This window comes from Microbacterium sp. J1-1 (genome assembly GCF_024498615.1).
Taxonomy (GTDB): Bacteria; Actinomycetota; Actinomycetes; order Actinomycetales; family Microbacteriaceae; genus Microbacterium; species Microbacterium aurugineum.
Genome location: NZ_CP089590.1, coordinates 3,324,411 through 3,340,815 on the forward strand (window position 1 = coordinate 3,324,411; position 16,405 = coordinate 3,340,815).

The window sequence follows — 16,405 nt, forward strand, 5'->3', positions numbered from 1 at the left end:
ACGCCCCTCCCCCACCGCGTCGAGGCGGGCCCGTCCGCCGTCACCATCCGGTCTGCAACAGGGACTGGACGATGATCGCGGCGACGACCTGCACCGCCAGCAACCAGCGGCGCGCCCGTTCGTCGAAGAGCGCCAGACCGATCGTGATCCAGGGCACGAACGGCAACCAGATGCGCTCCACCTCCGCCCGGCTCATGTTCGACAGATCGGCCAGGAGCACCATGAGCACCCCCGCGGCGCAGAGCAGCAGCACGATGGTGCGCGGCTCCCATCCGCGCCCTGACTCGGTTCGGAGTTCCGGAACCTGACGCCGCTCTCGTGGTCCGCGGATCGCCCACGCCCCGACCGCCGCGAAGGCCGCACCGATCGCCGGCCCCGCGCTGACCGCGAACGCGGCGATGTTCCCCCACAGCCAGTACCCGGGCGGTCGGCGCGATGCCACCCCATCCCAGTAGCGCTGCTGCAACACCGGGAACGCCTCCCACCAGGCGAAGCCGAAGACCGCGAACGCCCCCACGACGGCGATCGCCGAGACCGCGGCGATCGGCAGCGGGATCCACGACCTCCCCGCCACCAGCACGGCGACCGCGAGCACCCCCAGCAGGGGGAGACCGTACGAGAGCATCACGCAGTATCCGAGCAGGAGGCCGGCCCCGACCGACCATGCGATCCGCGCGACACCACCTGCACGCGTCGCGAGCGCCAACAGACAGATGCCCCACGCGGCGACGGCCATGAACATACCGTCGCCCGAGACCGCCACCCAGATCGCCGCGGGGGTGAACACCAGGAACGGAGCCGCACGACGGGCAAGGTCGGCCGCACCGAGAGCCCGCAGCGTGATCAGCACCGCCACCACGGTCGTGGCACCCAGGAGCAGGACCACGAATCCGGCGGCGAGCGCGCTCCCGAGCCCCATCCGCACCAGGACGACGAAGAAGAGCAGGGCTCCCGGGGGATGGCCGGCGATGTGCACGGGCCAGTTGTCCTCATGCGCGTACGGGATCCGCTCGATGTACTCGCGGAGCGTGGCCCCGAAGTCGTCGACCTCCCGTGCGGTCCCGAGGTACTCGTACCGGTGGTCGAGGATGGTGCCGATGCCGTCGAGCCCGTCCACCGTGGCGAGCGCGAAGAGCCACAACGCGGACGCCGCGAACGCCAGCAGCAGCAGCCGCCCCCACCGGAGCGAGGAGGCGAGCCGCGGACCCCAGATCACGCCGGCCACACCGAGCAGCACCGCCACGGGTGTGCCCGGTCCGACTCTCGGCGCCCACTCCGCGTGCAGCGGCGGGAACGACTTGACGCGCACGTTCCATCCCGTGAGCGCCGGGATCAGGACCGCGGCCGCGATGAGCACGACGGCCGCGACCGTCCCCCAGACGGCGAGACGCGGCCCCGGACGCGTCGCGGCACCCGCCATCAGACGTCCGCCCCCGTGCGAAGCGAGGCATGCGCGAACTCACGCACCCCCTCGTCGAAACCGACCTGGGGCCGCCACCCCAGCTCTCGGCCGATGCGATCCGCCGACGCGGTGATGTGGCGCACGTCGCCCGACCGGAACTCCCCCGTCCGCACCGGCGGCGGCCCTCCGAATGCCGCGGCGAGCGCGTCGGCGAACTCCCCGATCGTGTGCGGGACTCCCGTGGCCACGTTGAACGCCCGCGTGGTCCCGCGCTCCACACGATCCGTCCACTCGAGGGCGGCGAGGTTGGCGCGTGCCACATCCCGGACATGGATGAAGTCGCGTCGCTGCTGCCCGTCCTCGAACACGCGGGGGGCCTCGCCCCGCTCGAGGGCGGAACGGAAGATCGATGCCACTCCTGCGTACGGCGTGTCCCGGGGCATCCCCGGTCCGTAGACGTTGTGATAGCGCAGCAGCGCCGCCCGCCCTCCGTCATAGGCCCACGTGCGGGCCAGCAGTTCCTGTTCGAGCTTGGTCGCCGCGTAGGCGTTGCGCGGATCGCAGGGCTGCTCCTCGGGGATCGACATCGGTCGGAGGGGCTCCCCGGTGTGCGGCGACCGCGGCTCGAAGCGACCCGACTCCAGATCGGCCCGGCTCCGCGGTGCGGGCTGCACGAGACGATCCCCCTCCCGGTACAGCCCCTCGCCGTAGACGACCATCGACGACGCGAGGACGAGGCGTTCGATCCCGGCCTCCGCCATCGCCGAGAGCACCACCGCGGTGCCGAGCGAGTTCGAGCCCACGTAGTCGGGGGCATCGTGGATGCTGACGCCGAGTCCGACCTTCGCCGCCTGATGACAGACCGCGTCGACCCCGCGCAACGCCTGGCGCACGGCGTCACGGTCGCGCACATCGGCGGCGACGAACTCGACCCCGCTTCCGCCTTCCGGCTCGGGGGCGGAGCTGCCATGCACGTCGGGGCGCAGGGAATCGAGGATCCGAACCCGCCAGCCCGCGGCGATCGCCTCGTCGACGATCGCGGAGCCGATGAAGCCGGCTCCGCCCGTCACGAGCAGAAGTCGGCTCATGCTCGTGCCCCGATCAACGCCGCGACCACCTGGGGCGCCAGGCGCTCGGGCGGCTCGTACCCCGGAGGGATGGCGGCGATGATCGCTGCGACAGCCGCGCTCAACCGCGGCTGCGCCTGTGCCATCACGGCGAACACACGTTCCGCGGTGGCCGAGGTGTCATCCTCCGTCTCGCCGTGCTCGGTGTCGGTGTCGGTCACGATCGCGAGGTTCACGTGCGCGAACCCGAGCTCCGCGGCGAGCGCCGCCTCGGGCAGCTGGGTCATGTTGACCAGGGCGGCTCCCATCGCGCGGTGCCAGTCGGCCTCGGCGGCCGTCGCGAACCGCGGTCCCTGCACCACGACGCTGGTCCCCGCGGGGTGCACGCGCTCCCCCTGGTCACGGAGCACCCGGAACGCGATCTCGCGCAGATGCCGGTCGTAGGGCTCCGCGAACGGCAGATGCTGCACACCGGCGATCTCGATGTCCCCGTCGAAGTAGGTGTCGGCCCTGCCGTGCGTGCGGTCGATGAGCTGATCGGTCAGCACGAAGTCACCGGGCGCGAGCGATGACGCCAGCCCGCCCACCGCGTTGGTCGACAGCAGCACCCGTGCCCCGAGCCGCCGAAGCCCCCACAGCAGCGCCCTGGCGTTGACCCGGTGTGGCGGCACCCGATGCCCCTCCCCGTGCCGCGGCGCGAACGCCACCGCGCGTCCGTGCAGTCGCCCGACGACGATCTCGGGAACGACTCCCCACGGTGAGTCCGACGCGGGAAGGACTCGTCTGTCCCCGAGGTCAAGCGCTTCGAAACCCGATCCTCCGATCACGGCGAACTCGATCCGGCCCGGCTGCGCGTCAGTCATGCTCCCAGCGTGCCCGCGGAGTCGGCATACCGGCACCCCATTTCCTTACACCCCGATGACAGGTTCCCGATCCGCCCGCGTCCGGGCACGCCCGGTCCGCATACTGAGGACATGCGCGACGACCACTCGACCGGTTCGGTGACCGAACGGCTCTCCGTCGCGCTCCAGGATCGGTCGGAACGTGCGCAGCGAGCCCTGGGCTCCCCCCTGCGCACGACGCGGATGGCCGTCGTCATCGGCAGACTGCTCGGTCTCGCTTTCCTCGTGTGCTTCGTCACCGGTCTGTACAGCCACCTGCAGCAAGACCCGCTGCCCTGGCTGACGTTGCCGACGCGCCCGATCCACCTCTATGCCTGGAATCAGGGGATCCACGTCGTCGCGGGGTCGATGCTCATCCCGCTGCTCCTGGCGAAGCTGTGGATCGTGTTCCCGAAGCTCTTCGCCTGGCCTCCGGTACGCAGCTTCCCGCATCTGCTGGAGCGCCTGAGCCTGGCGGTGCTGGTGGCCGCCGCGCTGATGGAACCGATCACCGGGGTGCTCAACACCCTGCAGTGGTATCCGTGGGACTTCTCCTTCCGCCGCACGCACTTCGCGCTGGCCTGGGTCCTCATCGGGGCGATGGCCGTGCACATCGCGGTGCACCTCCCCGCGATCGTCACCGCGTGGCGCGCACACCCGGACGATGACGATGCCGATGCCCCCTCCGATTCCGATGCCCCCTCCGATTCCGAAGGGACGGCGACGCGATGACCGCGCCCCTCTCCCGCCGCCGCTTCCTCACCGGGGTCGGCGGCGCCTCCGCACTGTTCGGCGCCGCGGCGCTCGCCCACGCGGTCGCCCCCATCGGCCCGTTCAGCCTGCGGGAGCCCCGCACCCGCGCCGACAGTCCCCAGGATCTGCCCGTCAACCGTTCCGCGCGGCAGGCCGGCGTGACGTCGCTCGCCCTCGACCCGGAGTGGATGCTGACGGTCGCCGGTGTCGGGATGACCCGCGCCTTCACAGCGGCCGGACTCGAAGCCCTGCCGCAACGCACGGTCCGGCTCCCGATCGCCTGCGTCGAGGGGTGGACGGTCGACGCGTCCTGGACGGGTGTCCGCCTGCGGGATCTCCTCGCCACCGTCGACGCGCCCGATGACGCCACGATCCGCCTCCGCAGCCTGCAGCAGCGCGGCGCCTTCCGGGCGACCACGATGCCGCCTCCGTACGTCGGCGACCCCCTCACGCTGGTCGCCCTCCAGCTCAACGGGGAGCGCCTCGACCTCGACCACGGCTATCCGGCGCGCGTCATCGCCCCCGGGCGGCCCGGCGTGCTGCAGACCAAGTGGCTGTCCTCGATCGAGGTGGTCTGATGAGGGCCGGCAGAATCGCGCTCGCAGCCGTCGGGGTCGCCCTGCTGCTGTGGGGAGCCTGGCTGATGCTCTCCGCACAGGACTTCGCTCAGCTGTTCAGCGTCGCCGTCTGGCTGCTCGCCGTCGTCGTCGTGCATGACGGTCTTCTCACCGTGGCCAGCGCGGTGCGCCATCGCCTGCGGCCTCGGACCGCGACAACGGCACCCGGCGGACCGGCCGTCACTCGTGACACGGATACGGCAGACGGGTGAGGCTCACGAACGCCCGCCCCGACAGCGTCCATGTCTCGATGATCTGCAACCCCGTCCCGTGCACCCGATCGCGGAGTGCCGTCGCTCCGATCTCGTACCACGGGAAGGGCGAGCTCGATCGGCCGTCGATGTCGACGACGGTCGCCTGATACCCCCGGTCCCGCGTCGGGTGCGGATCGACTTCGACGATCACACGTCCCCCCGGACCGACGATCTGCCCGCACCGGGCGAGCAGTGCGTCCGGCTCGCCCCCGATGCCGATGTTCCCGTCCAGGAGCAGCAGCGTGCCCCAGGAGCCCTCCTGCGGCAGCGGATCGAACACGGAACGCTGCAGCGCGGGCAGGCCCTGCTGCCTGGCGTGCTCGACGGCGGACATCGCGACGTCGACCCCCAGCCCGAGGTGTCCGGCCACGATCGCGGCGTGGAGTATCCGCCCCGGCCCGCATCCGACATCGAGCACGGGCCCTCGGATCCGGGCGATCACCGAGTCGTCGGCAGCGTCCGCAGCGGCGAGGAAGCGACCGACCTCGACCCGATGCTCGGTTCCCTCCCCGAGTTCGATCAGGCGCAGCATCCCTCCCCCGTTGCGCAGGGCGAAGTCGTAGGGCGCATCGCCTCCGGCGCCGAAGTGCGCGGCGGTCGCGTTGCTCATCCTCGCCCGTTCCCTTCGCCCGCGCGGCCGACGACAGCCGTGGCCTCGAGGACACCCGAGAAGCGGGGAAGCAGGCCGGCGAGATGCCCCTGCGGAGACAGAACGGCCGCGACCTCCCGCAGCGAGGCGAGATCGTCGATGTCCGTGAGAGGAGGGGCGTCGCGCACGCGGAGCCACATCCGCACCAGACGTCGGCGCTGATGCGCCCCGGTGTCCGACACCGACATCGGCACACCGCGGACGAGGTCCCCTCGCGAGCACGATCCCAACCGTCCGGGGCGAAGATCGTCGATCCCGAGGAGCCAGAAGCCTCCGTCGGTCGCCGGTCCGATCCAGGCGTCGACGTCTTCCGGCCAGTCATCGGCGAGTGCGCGCAGCAGAATCGGATCCAGCTGAGGGGTGTCCATGCCGACCAGGAGCACCCTCCCGGGAACGGAGTCCAGCGCTGCGCCGATCCGCTCGTCCAGCCCGCCCGAGACCTGGGGGATGACCCGGAAGCCCGCGGGAACGGATACGTCTCCCTGCGCGCAGACGACGACCGGGAGCCCGGTCGCCCCCACCGCGTCGAGGGTGTCGGCGAGGCTCGCCTGTGCGATGTCCGCCGCCTCCTCCAGCGTGAAGGGCGGATGCAGCCGGGTCTTGACCTTTCCCGGCAGACACTCCTTCGCCATCACGATGATCGTCGTCTCGGCGTTCATGCGAGCCTCCTCAACGTCCGGTGCATATCCGACACCGCGATCAGGGTGCCCCGGACCGTTCCGGTGACCTTCGACCGGCCGGTCCGCGGGCGGTAGGAGACATCGGTCTCGCCGATGCGCAGCCCCTTCCGCCAGGCACGCAGCAGGAGTTCGAGGGGATAGCCGCTGCGTCGATCCTCCATCCCGAGGTCGAGGAGCATCTCGCGACGCCCGGCCCGGAACGGACCGAGATCGTGCATCGAGAGCCCGGTGCGCCGACGCACCATCGACAGCAGCACCGTGTTCGCGAATCGCGCATGGATCGGCCACGCCCCTCGTCCACCGACCCGGCGACGCCCGAACATGAGGTCGCTCTCGCCTCGATGCACGGGGCCCGCGAGCCGATCGAGCTCGGTCAGGTCGAACGATCCGTCGGCGTCGCAGAAGGCGACGACGGGTGCTGTGGCCGCACGCAGTCCGGCATGCACGGCAGAGCCGTACCCGCGCCGTGGCTCCTGGATCACCAGCGCTCCGAGACGACGCGCGATCTCCGCCGACCCGTCGGTGGAGCCGTTGTCGACGACGATCGCCCGCGCACCGGAGGGAAGGGCAGCCAGCACCCCGGGCAGCGCCTCCGCCTCATTCAGACAGGGGAAGACGACGTCGGTGGGAAAGGCCATATCGCGACGCTAGAGAAGATGTCCCCCCGGCGACATCCGTCAACTCTTACGAACCGAGGAAGGTTGCCCTCCGAGCGGGTGACGGGGAGGACCTCCGAACCTACGATGAGAGCATGTCCGCGCCGTCCGTTCCGCCTCCGCACCTCGCGGAACTCGCCGACCGCCGGGTGCTCGTGATCGAGGACGATGCGACGGTGAGCGAGGTCGTCCAGGCGTATCTGCGCGCCGCGGGGTACCTCGTCGATCACGCCACCGACAGCTTCACCGGTCTGGCATCGGCCGCGGCGAGCGCTCCCGACCTGATCGTGCTCGACCGGATGCTCCCCGGAATCGACGGCGCCGAGGTGTGCCGACGGATCCGGGCCGCCTCGGACGTCCCGATCATCATGCTCACGGCCCTCGGTTCGGAGGAGGACCGCATCGACGGGCTGGAAGCCGGTGCCGATGACTACGTGGTCAAGCCCTTCTCCCCCCGGGAACTGGTCCTCCGCGTGAACTCGGTGCTGCGCCGGAGCCTTCCCGAATTCGCGCGGGAGGCTCCGTTCGACCTCGGCCCCTTCCACCTCGATCCCTCGGCCAGGATCGTCACCCGGGACGGCGTGCCGCTCGAGCTGTCGGTGCGCGAGTTCGAACTGTTCGCGTTCTTCCTCAAGCACCCGCGGCAGACGTTCGATCGGCCCACGCTGCTGCGTCGGGTCTGGGGATGGGAGATCGGAGACCTCTCGACGGTCACGGTCACCACCCGGCGGCTTCGGGAGAAGATCGAAGACGACCCCGGTTCCCCCACGGTGCTCGTGACGGTGTGGGGCGTGGGGTACCGCCTCGAATGGGAGGACCGCTGATGCCGTTCGCCGATGTCGTCACGATCGCGGCCATCGCTCTCGGATGGGCTCTCCTCGTCGGAGGGGCCGGCCTGCTCGCGCTGTGGCTGCTGCGGCGGCGCTCACTGATGCTGCAACTGTGCATCGTGATCCTCGCTGTGGTGCTGTCCTTCGCCGCCGGGGTGCTCGCGGTCGCCGAGGCGATGTACATCTCTCCCCACGACCTTCTCGTCGTGGTCGTGGTGACCGCCATCTCCGCCGTCGTCGCGGTCGCCGTCGCCGTGCTGCTCGCGGCCCGGCTCGTCCGCGATGCCCGCTCGCTGCAGAGGCTGACGTATTCGGTCGGCGAGGGCGAACTGCTCGAGGACACCGACGCCCTCCCCGTGAACACGGAGTTCGCCCGCGTGGCCGCCGAACTCGTGTCGACCAGTGAACGGCTCGCGGCGGCACGCGAGGAGGTGCAGCTCCTCGATCGCTCCCGGCGCGAGTTGATCGCGTGGATCTCGCACGACCTGCGCAGTCCTCTCGCCGGGCTGCGGGCGATGACGGAAGCACTGGATGACGGCTTGGCCGAGGACCCTGCCCGCTTCCATCGTCAGATGCGCCGCCAGGTCGACCACATGAGCGACCTCGTCGACAACCTGTTCGAGGTCTCGAAGATCTCGTCCGGCACCTTGACCCTCCGTCTCGAACCGATGTCCCTGCACGATCTGGTCAGCGACGCGGTCGCCGAACTCGCGCCGGTCGCCCGGGCGAAGGACGTGGCGCTCGTCGAGCTGACCAGCCCGGATCACACCGTCGTCGGTGACGCGCGCGAGCTCGCCCGCGTGATGACCAATCTGCTCGCCAACGCGATCGAGCACACACCGGCCGGAGGGACGATCCGCATCAGGACCAGCCGCGAGGACGACGCGATGGTGCTCTCGGTCCAGGACACCGGCTCGGGCATCGCCCACGAGAACCTGACGAGCGTCTTCGAACCGGGGTGGCGGGGCACCGACGCGCGAACGCCCGGAACGAGCGTCCACGGCACGAGCGGTGCCGGTCTCGGGCTCGCGATCGCGCGGGGCATCGTCGAGGCGCACAACGGGGTGATCAGCGCGCACAACGCCGACGGCGGGTCGCGGTTCGACATCCGCTTGCCCGCGGGCGCCTGAGTCGGGCGGACGAGGTCCGTGCCAGGTCATAGGCTCGGAGGATGACCACGCGCACCTCCCTCAACCGAGAGATCCTGCGCCTGGCCGTTCCTGCTCTCGGCGCGCTGGTCGCGGAGCCGGCCTTCCTGATCGTCGATGCCGCGCTGGTCGGACATCTCGGCACGACTCCGCTCGCCGGGCTCGGCATCGCCGCAGCCGTGCTGCAGACCATCGTCGGACTCATGGTCTTCCTGGCCTACTCGACCACGCCGGCGGTGGCGCGTCGCTTCGGCGCAGGTCAGCCGGGTGAGGCCGTGTCGGTCGGCATCAACGGGATGTGGCTCGCCCTCGGACTGGGAGCCGTCCTCGCCGTGATCGGCGCCGTCTCCTCGCCCTGGCTCGTATCGCTCTTCGGCGCGAGCGAGGCCGTCGCCGCACAGGCCAACGAATACCTCGTGATCTCGATGTGGGGTCTCCCCGCGATGCTGATCGTGTTCGCGGCGACCGGGTTGCTCCGGGGCATGCAGGACACCATGACGCCGCTCTGGATCGCAGGGCTCGGCTTCGGCGCGAACGCCCTGCTGAACTGGCTGTTCATCTACGGACTCGGCTGGGGCATCGCGGGCTCGGCCGCCGGAACCGTGACCGCGCAGTGGGGGATGGTGGCCGCCTACGCCCTGGTGGTCCGCCACCTGGCCACGCGCCACAGCGCCTCGCTCCGCGCGCAGCGCGCCGGCATCCGCAGCACGGCCACGTCGGGCGGCTGGTTGTTTCTGCGCACTGTGAGCCTGCGTGTCGCGCTGCTCGCGACGGTGGGGATCGCGACCGGGATCGGGACCGATGAACTGGCCGGGTGGCAGATCGTGTTCACGATCTTCTCGGCTGCGGCCTTCGCTCTCGACGCACTCGCGATCGCCGCGCAGGCGTTGATCGGCAAGGAACTCGGTGCCGGCGACGAGCGACAGGTGCACCGGGTGCTGGCACGGACGGTGGCGTGGGGTGCGTGGTTCGGCGTGATCATCGGCGGGCTGATCGCCGCCCTCTCCGGGGTGCTCGGCATCGTGTTCACCGGTGACGCCGAGGTCGCCGCTCTCGTGCAGCCGGCGCTGCTCGTGCTCGCCGTCGCCCAGCCCATCGCCGGTGTCGTCTTCGTGCTCGACGGGGTGCTTATGGGCGCGAACGATGCGCGGTACCTCGCGATCGCCGGTGGCGTGAACCTCGTGCCGTTCCTGCCGGCACTGTGGATCATCTCCGCGGTCGGCGTCGACGGATCCGCAGGCCTCGTCTGGCTGGCCGTGGCTTTCTTCGGCGTCTATCTGCTCGCCCGGCTCGGCACCCTCGGCTGGCGCGTGCGCTCAGGACGCTGGCTCACCGCGTCGGCATGATCCCGGGTGCCGGTTCCGCGCCCGAGCTGACTGCACAGACTTCCGCGAGAACGACTTCTCCACAATCGCTGAGTTCCCCGGAATACTAGGCCTCCGTTCCCTGGCGCCTCGACAATCATCGAGGAACAATGAGGGGATGCTGGGGATGACGGAACCACAGGTCTGGACACTGATCGGTGTCTTCGCCGCAGCCATGTTCGGAACGCTCACACTCATGTCGACGATGTTCCTGCGAACGATGCAGAACGGCTTCGACGGCGTGCGCACCGAACTGAAGAACGAGTTCGCCAGCGTACGGACGGAGTTCAGGAACGAGTTCGCGAGCGTGCGGACCGAGTTCAGGAACGAGTTCGCCAGCGTGCGGACCGAGTTCAGAAACGAGTTCGCCAGCGTACGCACCGAGTCGGGCAGCGAGTTCAGCGGCGTGCGCACCGAGATCCGGGCCATCCACGAGCGCATCGATCACCTCGACCGGGACGTCAGCGCGATCTATCGCCACATCTTCGGCATCGACCGCGGTTGACGACTGCTCGACGGTCGTCGTCGCGACGGCTCAGCCGGCGTAGCGGCGGCACCACTCGTACATGATCACGGCGGCCGCAGCGCTGGCGTTGATCGAGCGCGTCGAGCCGTACTGGGTGATCTCGATGTGCGCGGAGGCCGCGGCGAGCGCTTCGCTGGACAATCCGGGCCCCTCCTGACCGAAGAGCAGGACGCAACGGAGCGGGAGATCTGCCTTGTCGACGGGGACGGCACCGTCGACGTTGTCGACCGCGATGATCGGAAGCCCTTCGGCCGCAGCCCACGCCGCGAAGGTCTCGACGTCTTCGTGGTGCACGACGTGCTGGTAGCGATCGGTCACCATCGCCCCGCGCTTGTTCCACCGTCGCCGACCGATGATGTGCACGGTGTCGGCGAGGAAGGCGTTGGCGCTGCGCACGATCGACCCGATGTTCATGTCGTGCTGCCAGTTCTCGATGGCGACGTGGAACGGATGCCGCTGGGTGTCGAGGTCGGCCACGATCGCCTCCATCCGCCAGTAGCGGTAGCGGTCGATCACGTTGCGGGTGTCGCCCTCGGCCAAGAGGACAGGGTCGTACTGCTCCGCCTCGGGCCAGGCCTCCGCACCGCCCGGCCAGGGCCCGACGCCGTAGCCGGGTTGGCCGATGGAGCCCGTCGCCGCGGCCGCCGAAAGGTCCGGTGTCGTGCGGTCCGCTGAGGCATCATCCATCCCGCCAGGCTATCGCCGCCTCCGCGGAGCCGGCACCGAGGACTTTTAGGTAGACCGAAAAATACGCTACGGTTTCGGTGTGCCTAAAAATTCTGTGCTTCCGGGAACCACGAAGGATCTGACCCCGGCGACCGCGCCGCGCGGGCTGTGGCTGCTCGGACCCGCCCTCGTCGCCGGGGTCGCCTACCTCGACCCGGGAAACGTCGCGAGCAACATGACCGCGGGCGCCCAGTACGGCTACCTGTTGGTCTGGGTCGTCGTCGCCGGCAACGTCATGGCCTGGCTCATCCAGTACCTCTCCGCGAAACTGGGTGTCGTCACGGGGCAGAGCCTTCCCGAGGTGCTGGGCACCCGCCTGCGCCGCCCCTGGGCACGCCGGGCGTACTGGGTGCAGGCCGAACTCGTCGCGATGGCCACCGATCTCGCGGAGATCATAGGCGGGGCGGTCGCCCTGAACCTGCTCTTCGACGTACCCCTGCTGCTCGGCGGCCTGATCACGGGCGCCGTCTCGATGATCCTCCTCACGGTGCAGAACCGTCGCGGCGCACGTCCATTCGAGTTCGTGATCATCGGACTGATGGCCATCATCACGATCGGCTTCGTCGCCGGTGTGTTCGTGGCTCCGCCGGATCCGGCAGGGATCCTGGGCGGCATGGTGCCGCGCTTCGAGGACACCGGATCGGTGCTGCTGGCAGCCTCGATCCTCGGGGCGACGATCATGCCGCACGCGATCTACGCACACTCCTCCCTCGCCCGCGACCGTTTCGGGGCGACGACCGCGCACGCCGGCGACGAAGCCGTGCGCACCGAGAGCTCGCGCATCCGTCGGCTCCTCACCGCCACCCGCTGGGATGTATCGGTCGCGATGGTGATCGCAGGTTCGGTCAACCTCTGCATCCTCCTGCTCGCCGCCGCGAACCTGGCGGGAGTCGAAGGCACCGACTCGCTCGAGGGGGCGCACGCCGCCCTCGCCGCCGGCCTCGGGCCGGTCGTGGCCACGTTCTTCGCGGTCGGCCTGCTCGCTTCCGGTCTCGCCTCGACGTCGGTCGGCGCCTACGCGGGAGCCGAGATCATGCACGGCCTGCTGCACGTGCGCATCCCCCTGCTCGCACGGCGGCTGGTGACGTTGATCCCCGCTCTCGTGATCCTCGGGATCGGTTTCGATCCGACGCTCGCCCTCGTGCTCAGTCAGGTGGTGCTGTCCTTCGGGATCCCGTTCGCCCTGATTCCGCTGGTCGTGCTCACGGCACAGCGACGGACCCTCGGTGCCTGGGTCAATCGACGGTGGACGACAGCAGCCGGCATCGTGGCCTCGGTGCTGCTGATCGCACTGAACGGCGCCCTGCTCTGGCTGGTGCTGACGGGAGCCTGAGCCCGGATAGGCTCGGAGGCATGTCTGCCGAGAGCGCTCGCCGCACCGTCCGCATCCTCACCTGGACCGGCTTCGCGACCGGCGTCATCGGTGGGCTGCTGATCGCCTTCCCGAAGGTCATCGGGCCCGCCAGCCCCTGGGTGCAGCTGGCCCTCGGCGTGGCCACCCTCGTGCTGGCGTTCCGTGCCCGCAAGGTCGGCATCGACGAGGTCGAGGGGTTCGACGGCCGGCTCTCGCTGGCCGCCGCCCTCCTCGGATTCCTCGTCCTGTTCTTCGCGGGTCAGGCGGCGTTCATCTTCCTGAGCACCCTGGGCTGACCCCCGTCGCTGGGTCCCGCTGCTAGGCCGTCACGAAGCCCGTGACCAGGTAGAGCACGAACGACACACCGGCGGCGATCCCCGCGTACGGGAGGATCGCGATCATCAGGTTGAGCGGCTTGATGCCGATGGACCTCGACGCGAGGATGATGCCGTCCCCATAGAGGCAGGTGGTGCTGCCGAGCGCGGCGCCGGAGAACACGGCGGCACCCGCGAGGATCGGATCGGCGCCGAGCGCGAGCGCCAGCGGCAGCACGACCGGGGTGATCACGGCGGCCAGGTCCCAGAACGATCCGGTGGCGTACGCGTAGATGCCGCACACCGCGAAGACGATCGCCGGCAGCAGCGCCGGGGTGAGCACGGGCTCGGTGACCTGGATCACGAACTCCGCGAGCTGCAAGGCGATGTTCATCTCCTGCACCATGAACGCGAGGACCGTGAGGATCATGACGAACAGCATGCTCTCGATGCCCTCGAGCGCCGCGTCCAGCACCCCGCGGATGCTGAGCCGGCGCTGCACGAGCACGATGACCAGAGTGACCGCGAGAGCCGCGGCGGTACCGGCCACGACATTCGCATCGGTGGCGATCGTCACACCGACCAGCACGGCCATCGCGATCAGGAAGCCCCAGGGCTGCGGCTTGCGTTCGGTGTCGGTCGAGGTCGCGAGCGCGGTGGCCACGCGCTGCGCCGTGGAGCCGTCGGGGTCGTCGGTCTTGAGCTCCGCGAGGAGAGCGGTGCCCTCGGCCCGCCGCTCATCGTCAGTGGTTCCGAGCGGGAAGACATCACCGTCCCGGTCGGCACGCAACGCATCACGCTTGATCGCACCGAGCTTCGGCAGCCAGCCGGCGCTCATGAGGAGAGCCACGGCCAGGGCGGCCCAGCCGAAGAAGATGAACGGGATCGCCTGCAGGTAGGCGCCGAACCCTGTGCCGCCCACCGTGATCCCCTGCGCCTCGAAGAGTCCGGAGAAGAACAGCGCCCAGGTCGACACCGGGACGAGCACGGCGATCGGAGCGGCGGTCATCTTCGTGATCGCGCCGAGCTGCGTGCGCGGCACCCGGTATCGATCGGTGACCGGCTTCATCGAGGTGCCGGTGGTGAGCACGTTCAGGTAGTCGTCGACGAACAGCACGATCGAGAGCAGGAAGGTCAGCACGGTCGACTTGCGGCGCGAGGTGACGAACCGCTCCACCCACCGGGCGAAGTCCGTCACGATGCCGGACTTCTCGAACAGCATCATGAGTATGCCGAACAGCGCGACGATGAGCAGGAGCCACTGGGCGGTGGCGTTGGACAGCGCCTTGCCGGTGTACTCGACCCAGACGTCGAAGCCGCCCCAGCCGCCGAGGATCAGAGCCCCGGCGACGGTGCCGCAGAGCAGAGCGAAGAGAGTGCGCCGGGTGGCGACCGCGATGACGAGGATCACCGCGATGGGGAGGAGCGCGAGAGCGCCGAATTCTGGCATGGAAGTCACCTCAGTGTGAAGGGGATGCGAAGGAGGAGGAGTGGGGTCGAGCCGGGGGTCAGGACTCGGTGCCGCCGACGGTCGTCCCCTGCACGGGCAGGTCGGGGAGGTCGTCCGGAGAGACGTGCAGCGGGTTCTCCGCCCACACGGCGTAGTCGGCCCGGAACCCGGGAGCGATGCGGCCGAGGTCGGCATCTCCCTGAGCCAGGGCGGCGCCGACGGTGTAGCCGTGCAGCGCCTGGTAGGCAGTGAGCACCTGGTCGGGCTCGAACACCGGCGAGTCGGGGTCACCGGGACGCCGGCGCAGCATCGACCAGGCGAGGCCGATGCGGGCGTCGTTCTGGGCGATCGGCCAGTCCGAACCGAGGGCGAGCGGCGCCCCCGCTTCCCAGTAGTCCCGGACGCGCCAGGCGCGGGAGGCGCGTTCCGGCCCCAGCTTGCGCGACCAGTCGTCCGAGCCGTCGGCCTTGCGCCACTGCATGTGCAGGGGCTGCATCGAGGCGGTGATACCCGCAGCGGCGATGCGCGCGACGTCGCGGTCGGTCGTCGTCTCGAGGTGCTCGATGCGGTGCGGGGCTCCGCCGGCACTGCGCACTCCCGCAGCAAGGTACGCGTCGACGACCTCTCCGATGGCGCGGTCTCCGATCGCGTGCGTGGCCACCTGGAATCCGGCTTCCGCGTATCGTCGCACGGTGCGCGCATACGCGGCGGTGTCCTTCCAGAACGGTTCCCGTCCCGCGCCCGTCGTGTCGGGTTCGTACAGCCAGGCGGTGCCGGTCTCGACGACGCCGTCGGCGTACAGCTTGACGACACCGCCACGCCAGCGATCGCCGCGACGGTCACGCATGCCGAGGTTCACGGCCGTCCGCTCGTCATCGAACCCGGGCTCATGGTCGATCGCCGACACGATTCGGATCGGGAGACCCGGGCCGTGTTCCAGCGCATCCAGGAGCTCGAGCGTGGCGAAGCCGCCGTCCATGATCGTGCCGCCGGTGAGGCCGGAGTCGCGGAGCCCGCGGAGAAGCTCGTGGCCCACGGCCAGAGTCTGCGCCCGGTCCAGAGCGGGCGCGCGGAGGCGAACCGGTTCGTAGGCACCGAGTTCCCGCAGCTCGCCTGTCGGCCGTCCGTCCCGATCGACTACCACGCAGGAAGAGTCCTCGAATTCGCGGGCACCCGTGATGCCGGCGCGCTCCAGGCCGGCGCGGCTGGCGAGGGCGGTGTGCCCGTCGAACAGGATCAGGAGCGCCGGGAGCCCTCGGACCGCGTCCTCGATCGCCGCCGCCGTCATCGGCAGGTCGTGGAACACGTCGTAGTCGACGTTCCAGCCGCGCACCCACGGGTCGGCATCTTCGGCGAGCGCACGATCGGCTTCGACTCGAAGTGCGGCGAGAAGCGCCGCCCCGGCGGTCAGTCCTCCCAGGTCGATGCCCGCCGTCAGCTCGATCCCCTGGATCGGATGCAGGTGCGAATCGATGAGCCCGGGGGTCACGGCGGCGCCACCGAGATCCTGCACGATCGTGCGCGGACCGCGCAGGTCGCGGATCAGCGCGTCGTCCCCGACGGCGAGGAAGCGACCGTCGCGCACGGCGAACGCGGTGGCGTGCGGGCGGCGCGGGTCCATCGTCACCACGTGCGCGCCGGTGACAATGGTGTCGGCGTCGAAACCGGTCATGGGCAGTACCTTCGTCGGTAGTGAGTCCTCGGTATTGAAAGAGTTTCAATAAAGTACCAGAC

18 protein-coding genes are annotated in these 16,405 nt (G+C 70.0%); 9 read left to right on the forward strand and 9 right to left on the reverse strand.

The genetic code is table 11. The features are described 5' to 3' along the window. Positions 1-40: 40 nt before the first annotated feature. From LRQ07_RS16165 to LRQ07_RS16175, 3 genes are read right to left on the reverse strand one after another with little or no spacing between them, the layout of a single operon-like run. Positions 41-1,420, reverse strand: coding sequence for a hypothetical protein (locus LRQ07_RS16165; RefSeq protein WP_256535202.1), 1,380 nt, complete (start codon positions 1,418-1,420; stop codon positions 41-43). After that, positions 1,420-2,490, reverse strand: a complete 1,071-nt coding sequence (locus tag LRQ07_RS16170) for an NAD-dependent epimerase/dehydratase family protein (protein WP_256535203.1) — start codon at positions 2,488-2,490, stop codon at positions 1,420-1,422. Before LRQ07_RS16170 ends, LRQ07_RS16165 begins: the two co-directional genes overlap by 1 nt. Further along, complete coding sequence (locus LRQ07_RS16175; RefSeq protein ID WP_131494169.1) at positions 2,487-3,332, reverse strand: MTAP family purine nucleoside phosphorylase; 846 nt, start codon at positions 3,330-3,332, stop codon at positions 2,487-2,489. Before LRQ07_RS16175 ends, LRQ07_RS16170 begins: the two co-directional genes overlap by 4 nt. Positions 3,333-3,443: 111 nt before the next feature. Between LRQ07_RS16175 and LRQ07_RS16180 the strand changes: the two genes are divergently transcribed. From LRQ07_RS16180 to LRQ07_RS16190, 3 genes are read left to right on the forward strand one after another with little or no spacing between them, the layout of a single operon-like run. Further along, positions 3,444-4,082 carry a hypothetical protein gene (locus LRQ07_RS16180; protein WP_256535204.1) on the forward strand — a complete coding sequence of 213 codons (639 nt, stop codon included), beginning with the start codon at positions 3,444-3,446 and terminating at the stop codon, positions 4,080-4,082. Continuing rightward, positions 4,079-4,681: a molybdopterin-dependent oxidoreductase gene (locus LRQ07_RS16185; protein WP_256535205.1), complete on the forward strand. Its 603-nt coding sequence runs from the start codon at positions 4,079-4,081 to the stop codon at positions 4,679-4,681. Before LRQ07_RS16180 ends, LRQ07_RS16185 begins: the two co-directional genes overlap by 4 nt. Beyond that, a complete protein-coding gene (locus LRQ07_RS16190; RefSeq protein WP_256535206.1) occupies positions 4,681-4,932 on the forward strand; it encodes a hypothetical protein in 252 nt (83 codons plus the stop codon). Before LRQ07_RS16185 ends, LRQ07_RS16190 begins: the two co-directional genes overlap by 1 nt. Here LRQ07_RS16190 and LRQ07_RS16195 read toward each other — a convergent pair. The 3 genes from LRQ07_RS16195 to LRQ07_RS16205 are packed head-to-tail and all read right to left on the reverse strand — an operon-like array spanning position 4,901 to position 6,941. After that, positions 4,901-5,584: a class I SAM-dependent methyltransferase gene (locus LRQ07_RS16195; protein ID WP_256535207.1), complete on the reverse strand. Its 684-nt coding sequence runs from the start codon at positions 5,582-5,584 to the stop codon at positions 4,901-4,903. The genes LRQ07_RS16190 and LRQ07_RS16195 overlap by 32 nt on opposite strands. Continuing rightward, entirely contained in the window at positions 5,581-6,282 is a 702-nt protein-coding gene (locus LRQ07_RS16200) for a DUF2064 domain-containing protein (protein WP_256535208.1), read from the reverse strand. Before LRQ07_RS16200 ends, LRQ07_RS16195 begins: the two co-directional genes overlap by 4 nt. Then, the gene (locus tag LRQ07_RS16205) at positions 6,279-6,941 is read right to left on the reverse strand and encodes a glycosyltransferase family 2 protein (protein WP_047521044.1); all 663 of its coding nucleotides are present in this window, start codon (positions 6,939-6,941) and stop codon (positions 6,279-6,281) included. Before LRQ07_RS16205 ends, LRQ07_RS16200 begins: the two co-directional genes overlap by 4 nt. Positions 6,942-7,054: 113 nt before the next feature. Here LRQ07_RS16205 and LRQ07_RS16210 point away from each other — a divergent pair, with 113 nt between their 5' ends. The 4 genes from LRQ07_RS16210 to LRQ07_RS16225 all read left to right on the forward strand — a co-directional run bounded on the left by LRQ07_RS16210 (position 7,055) and on the right by LRQ07_RS16225 (position 10,806). Further along, complete coding sequence (locus tag LRQ07_RS16210; RefSeq protein ID WP_047521046.1) at positions 7,055-7,783, forward strand: response regulator transcription factor; 729 nt, start codon at positions 7,055-7,057, stop codon at positions 7,781-7,783. Next, a complete protein-coding gene (locus tag LRQ07_RS16215) occupies positions 7,783-8,919 on the forward strand; it encodes a sensor histidine kinase (RefSeq protein WP_256535209.1) in 1,137 nt (378 codons plus the stop codon). The genes LRQ07_RS16210 and LRQ07_RS16215 overlap by 1 nt, the downstream gene beginning before the upstream one ends. Positions 8,920-8,960: 41 nt before the next feature. Continuing rightward, the gene (locus LRQ07_RS16220) at positions 8,961-10,283 is read left to right on the forward strand and encodes an MATE family efflux transporter (protein ID WP_256535210.1); all 1,323 of its coding nucleotides are present in this window, start codon (positions 8,961-8,963) and stop codon (positions 10,281-10,283) included. Between the two features lie 145 nt (positions 10,284-10,428). Next, positions 10,429-10,806 (forward strand): hypothetical protein, encoded by a 378-nt coding sequence (locus LRQ07_RS16225; RefSeq protein WP_047521154.1) that lies wholly within the window; start codon positions 10,429-10,431, stop codon positions 10,804-10,806. Positions 10,807-10,836: 30 nt separating this feature from the next. Here the strand turns inward: LRQ07_RS16225 and LRQ07_RS16230 are convergent, their stop codons facing one another. Further along, on the reverse strand, positions 10,837-11,514 hold the full coding sequence (locus LRQ07_RS16230; RefSeq protein WP_256535211.1) for a TrmH family RNA methyltransferase: 678 nt from the start codon (positions 11,512-11,514) through the stop codon (positions 10,837-10,839). A 79-nt stretch (positions 11,515-11,593) separates the two neighbouring features. Here LRQ07_RS16230 and LRQ07_RS16235 point away from each other — a divergent pair, with 79 nt between their 5' ends. Next, entirely contained in the window at positions 11,594-12,886 is a 1,293-nt protein-coding gene (locus LRQ07_RS16235) for an Nramp family divalent metal transporter (protein WP_372491394.1), read from the forward strand. Between the two features lie 20 nt (positions 12,887-12,906). Continuing rightward, complete coding sequence (locus tag LRQ07_RS16240) at positions 12,907-13,203, forward strand: hypothetical protein (RefSeq protein WP_232763225.1); 297 nt, start codon at positions 12,907-12,909, stop codon at positions 13,201-13,203. Between the two features lie 22 nt (positions 13,204-13,225). Here LRQ07_RS16240 and LRQ07_RS16245 read toward each other — a convergent pair whose 3' ends face one another. Both LRQ07_RS16245 and LRQ07_RS16250 read right to left on the reverse strand, forming a co-directional pair. Then, positions 13,226-14,671, reverse strand: a complete 1,446-nt coding sequence (locus LRQ07_RS16245) for a Na+/H+ antiporter NhaC family protein (protein WP_256535212.1) — start codon at positions 14,669-14,671, stop codon at positions 13,226-13,228. A 58-nt stretch (positions 14,672-14,729) separates the two neighbouring features. Continuing rightward, positions 14,730-16,343: an amidohydrolase gene (locus LRQ07_RS16250; protein ID WP_256535213.1), complete on the reverse strand. Its 1,614-nt coding sequence runs from the start codon at positions 16,341-16,343 to the stop codon at positions 14,730-14,732. Positions 16,344-16,405 lie beyond the last annotated feature (62 nt).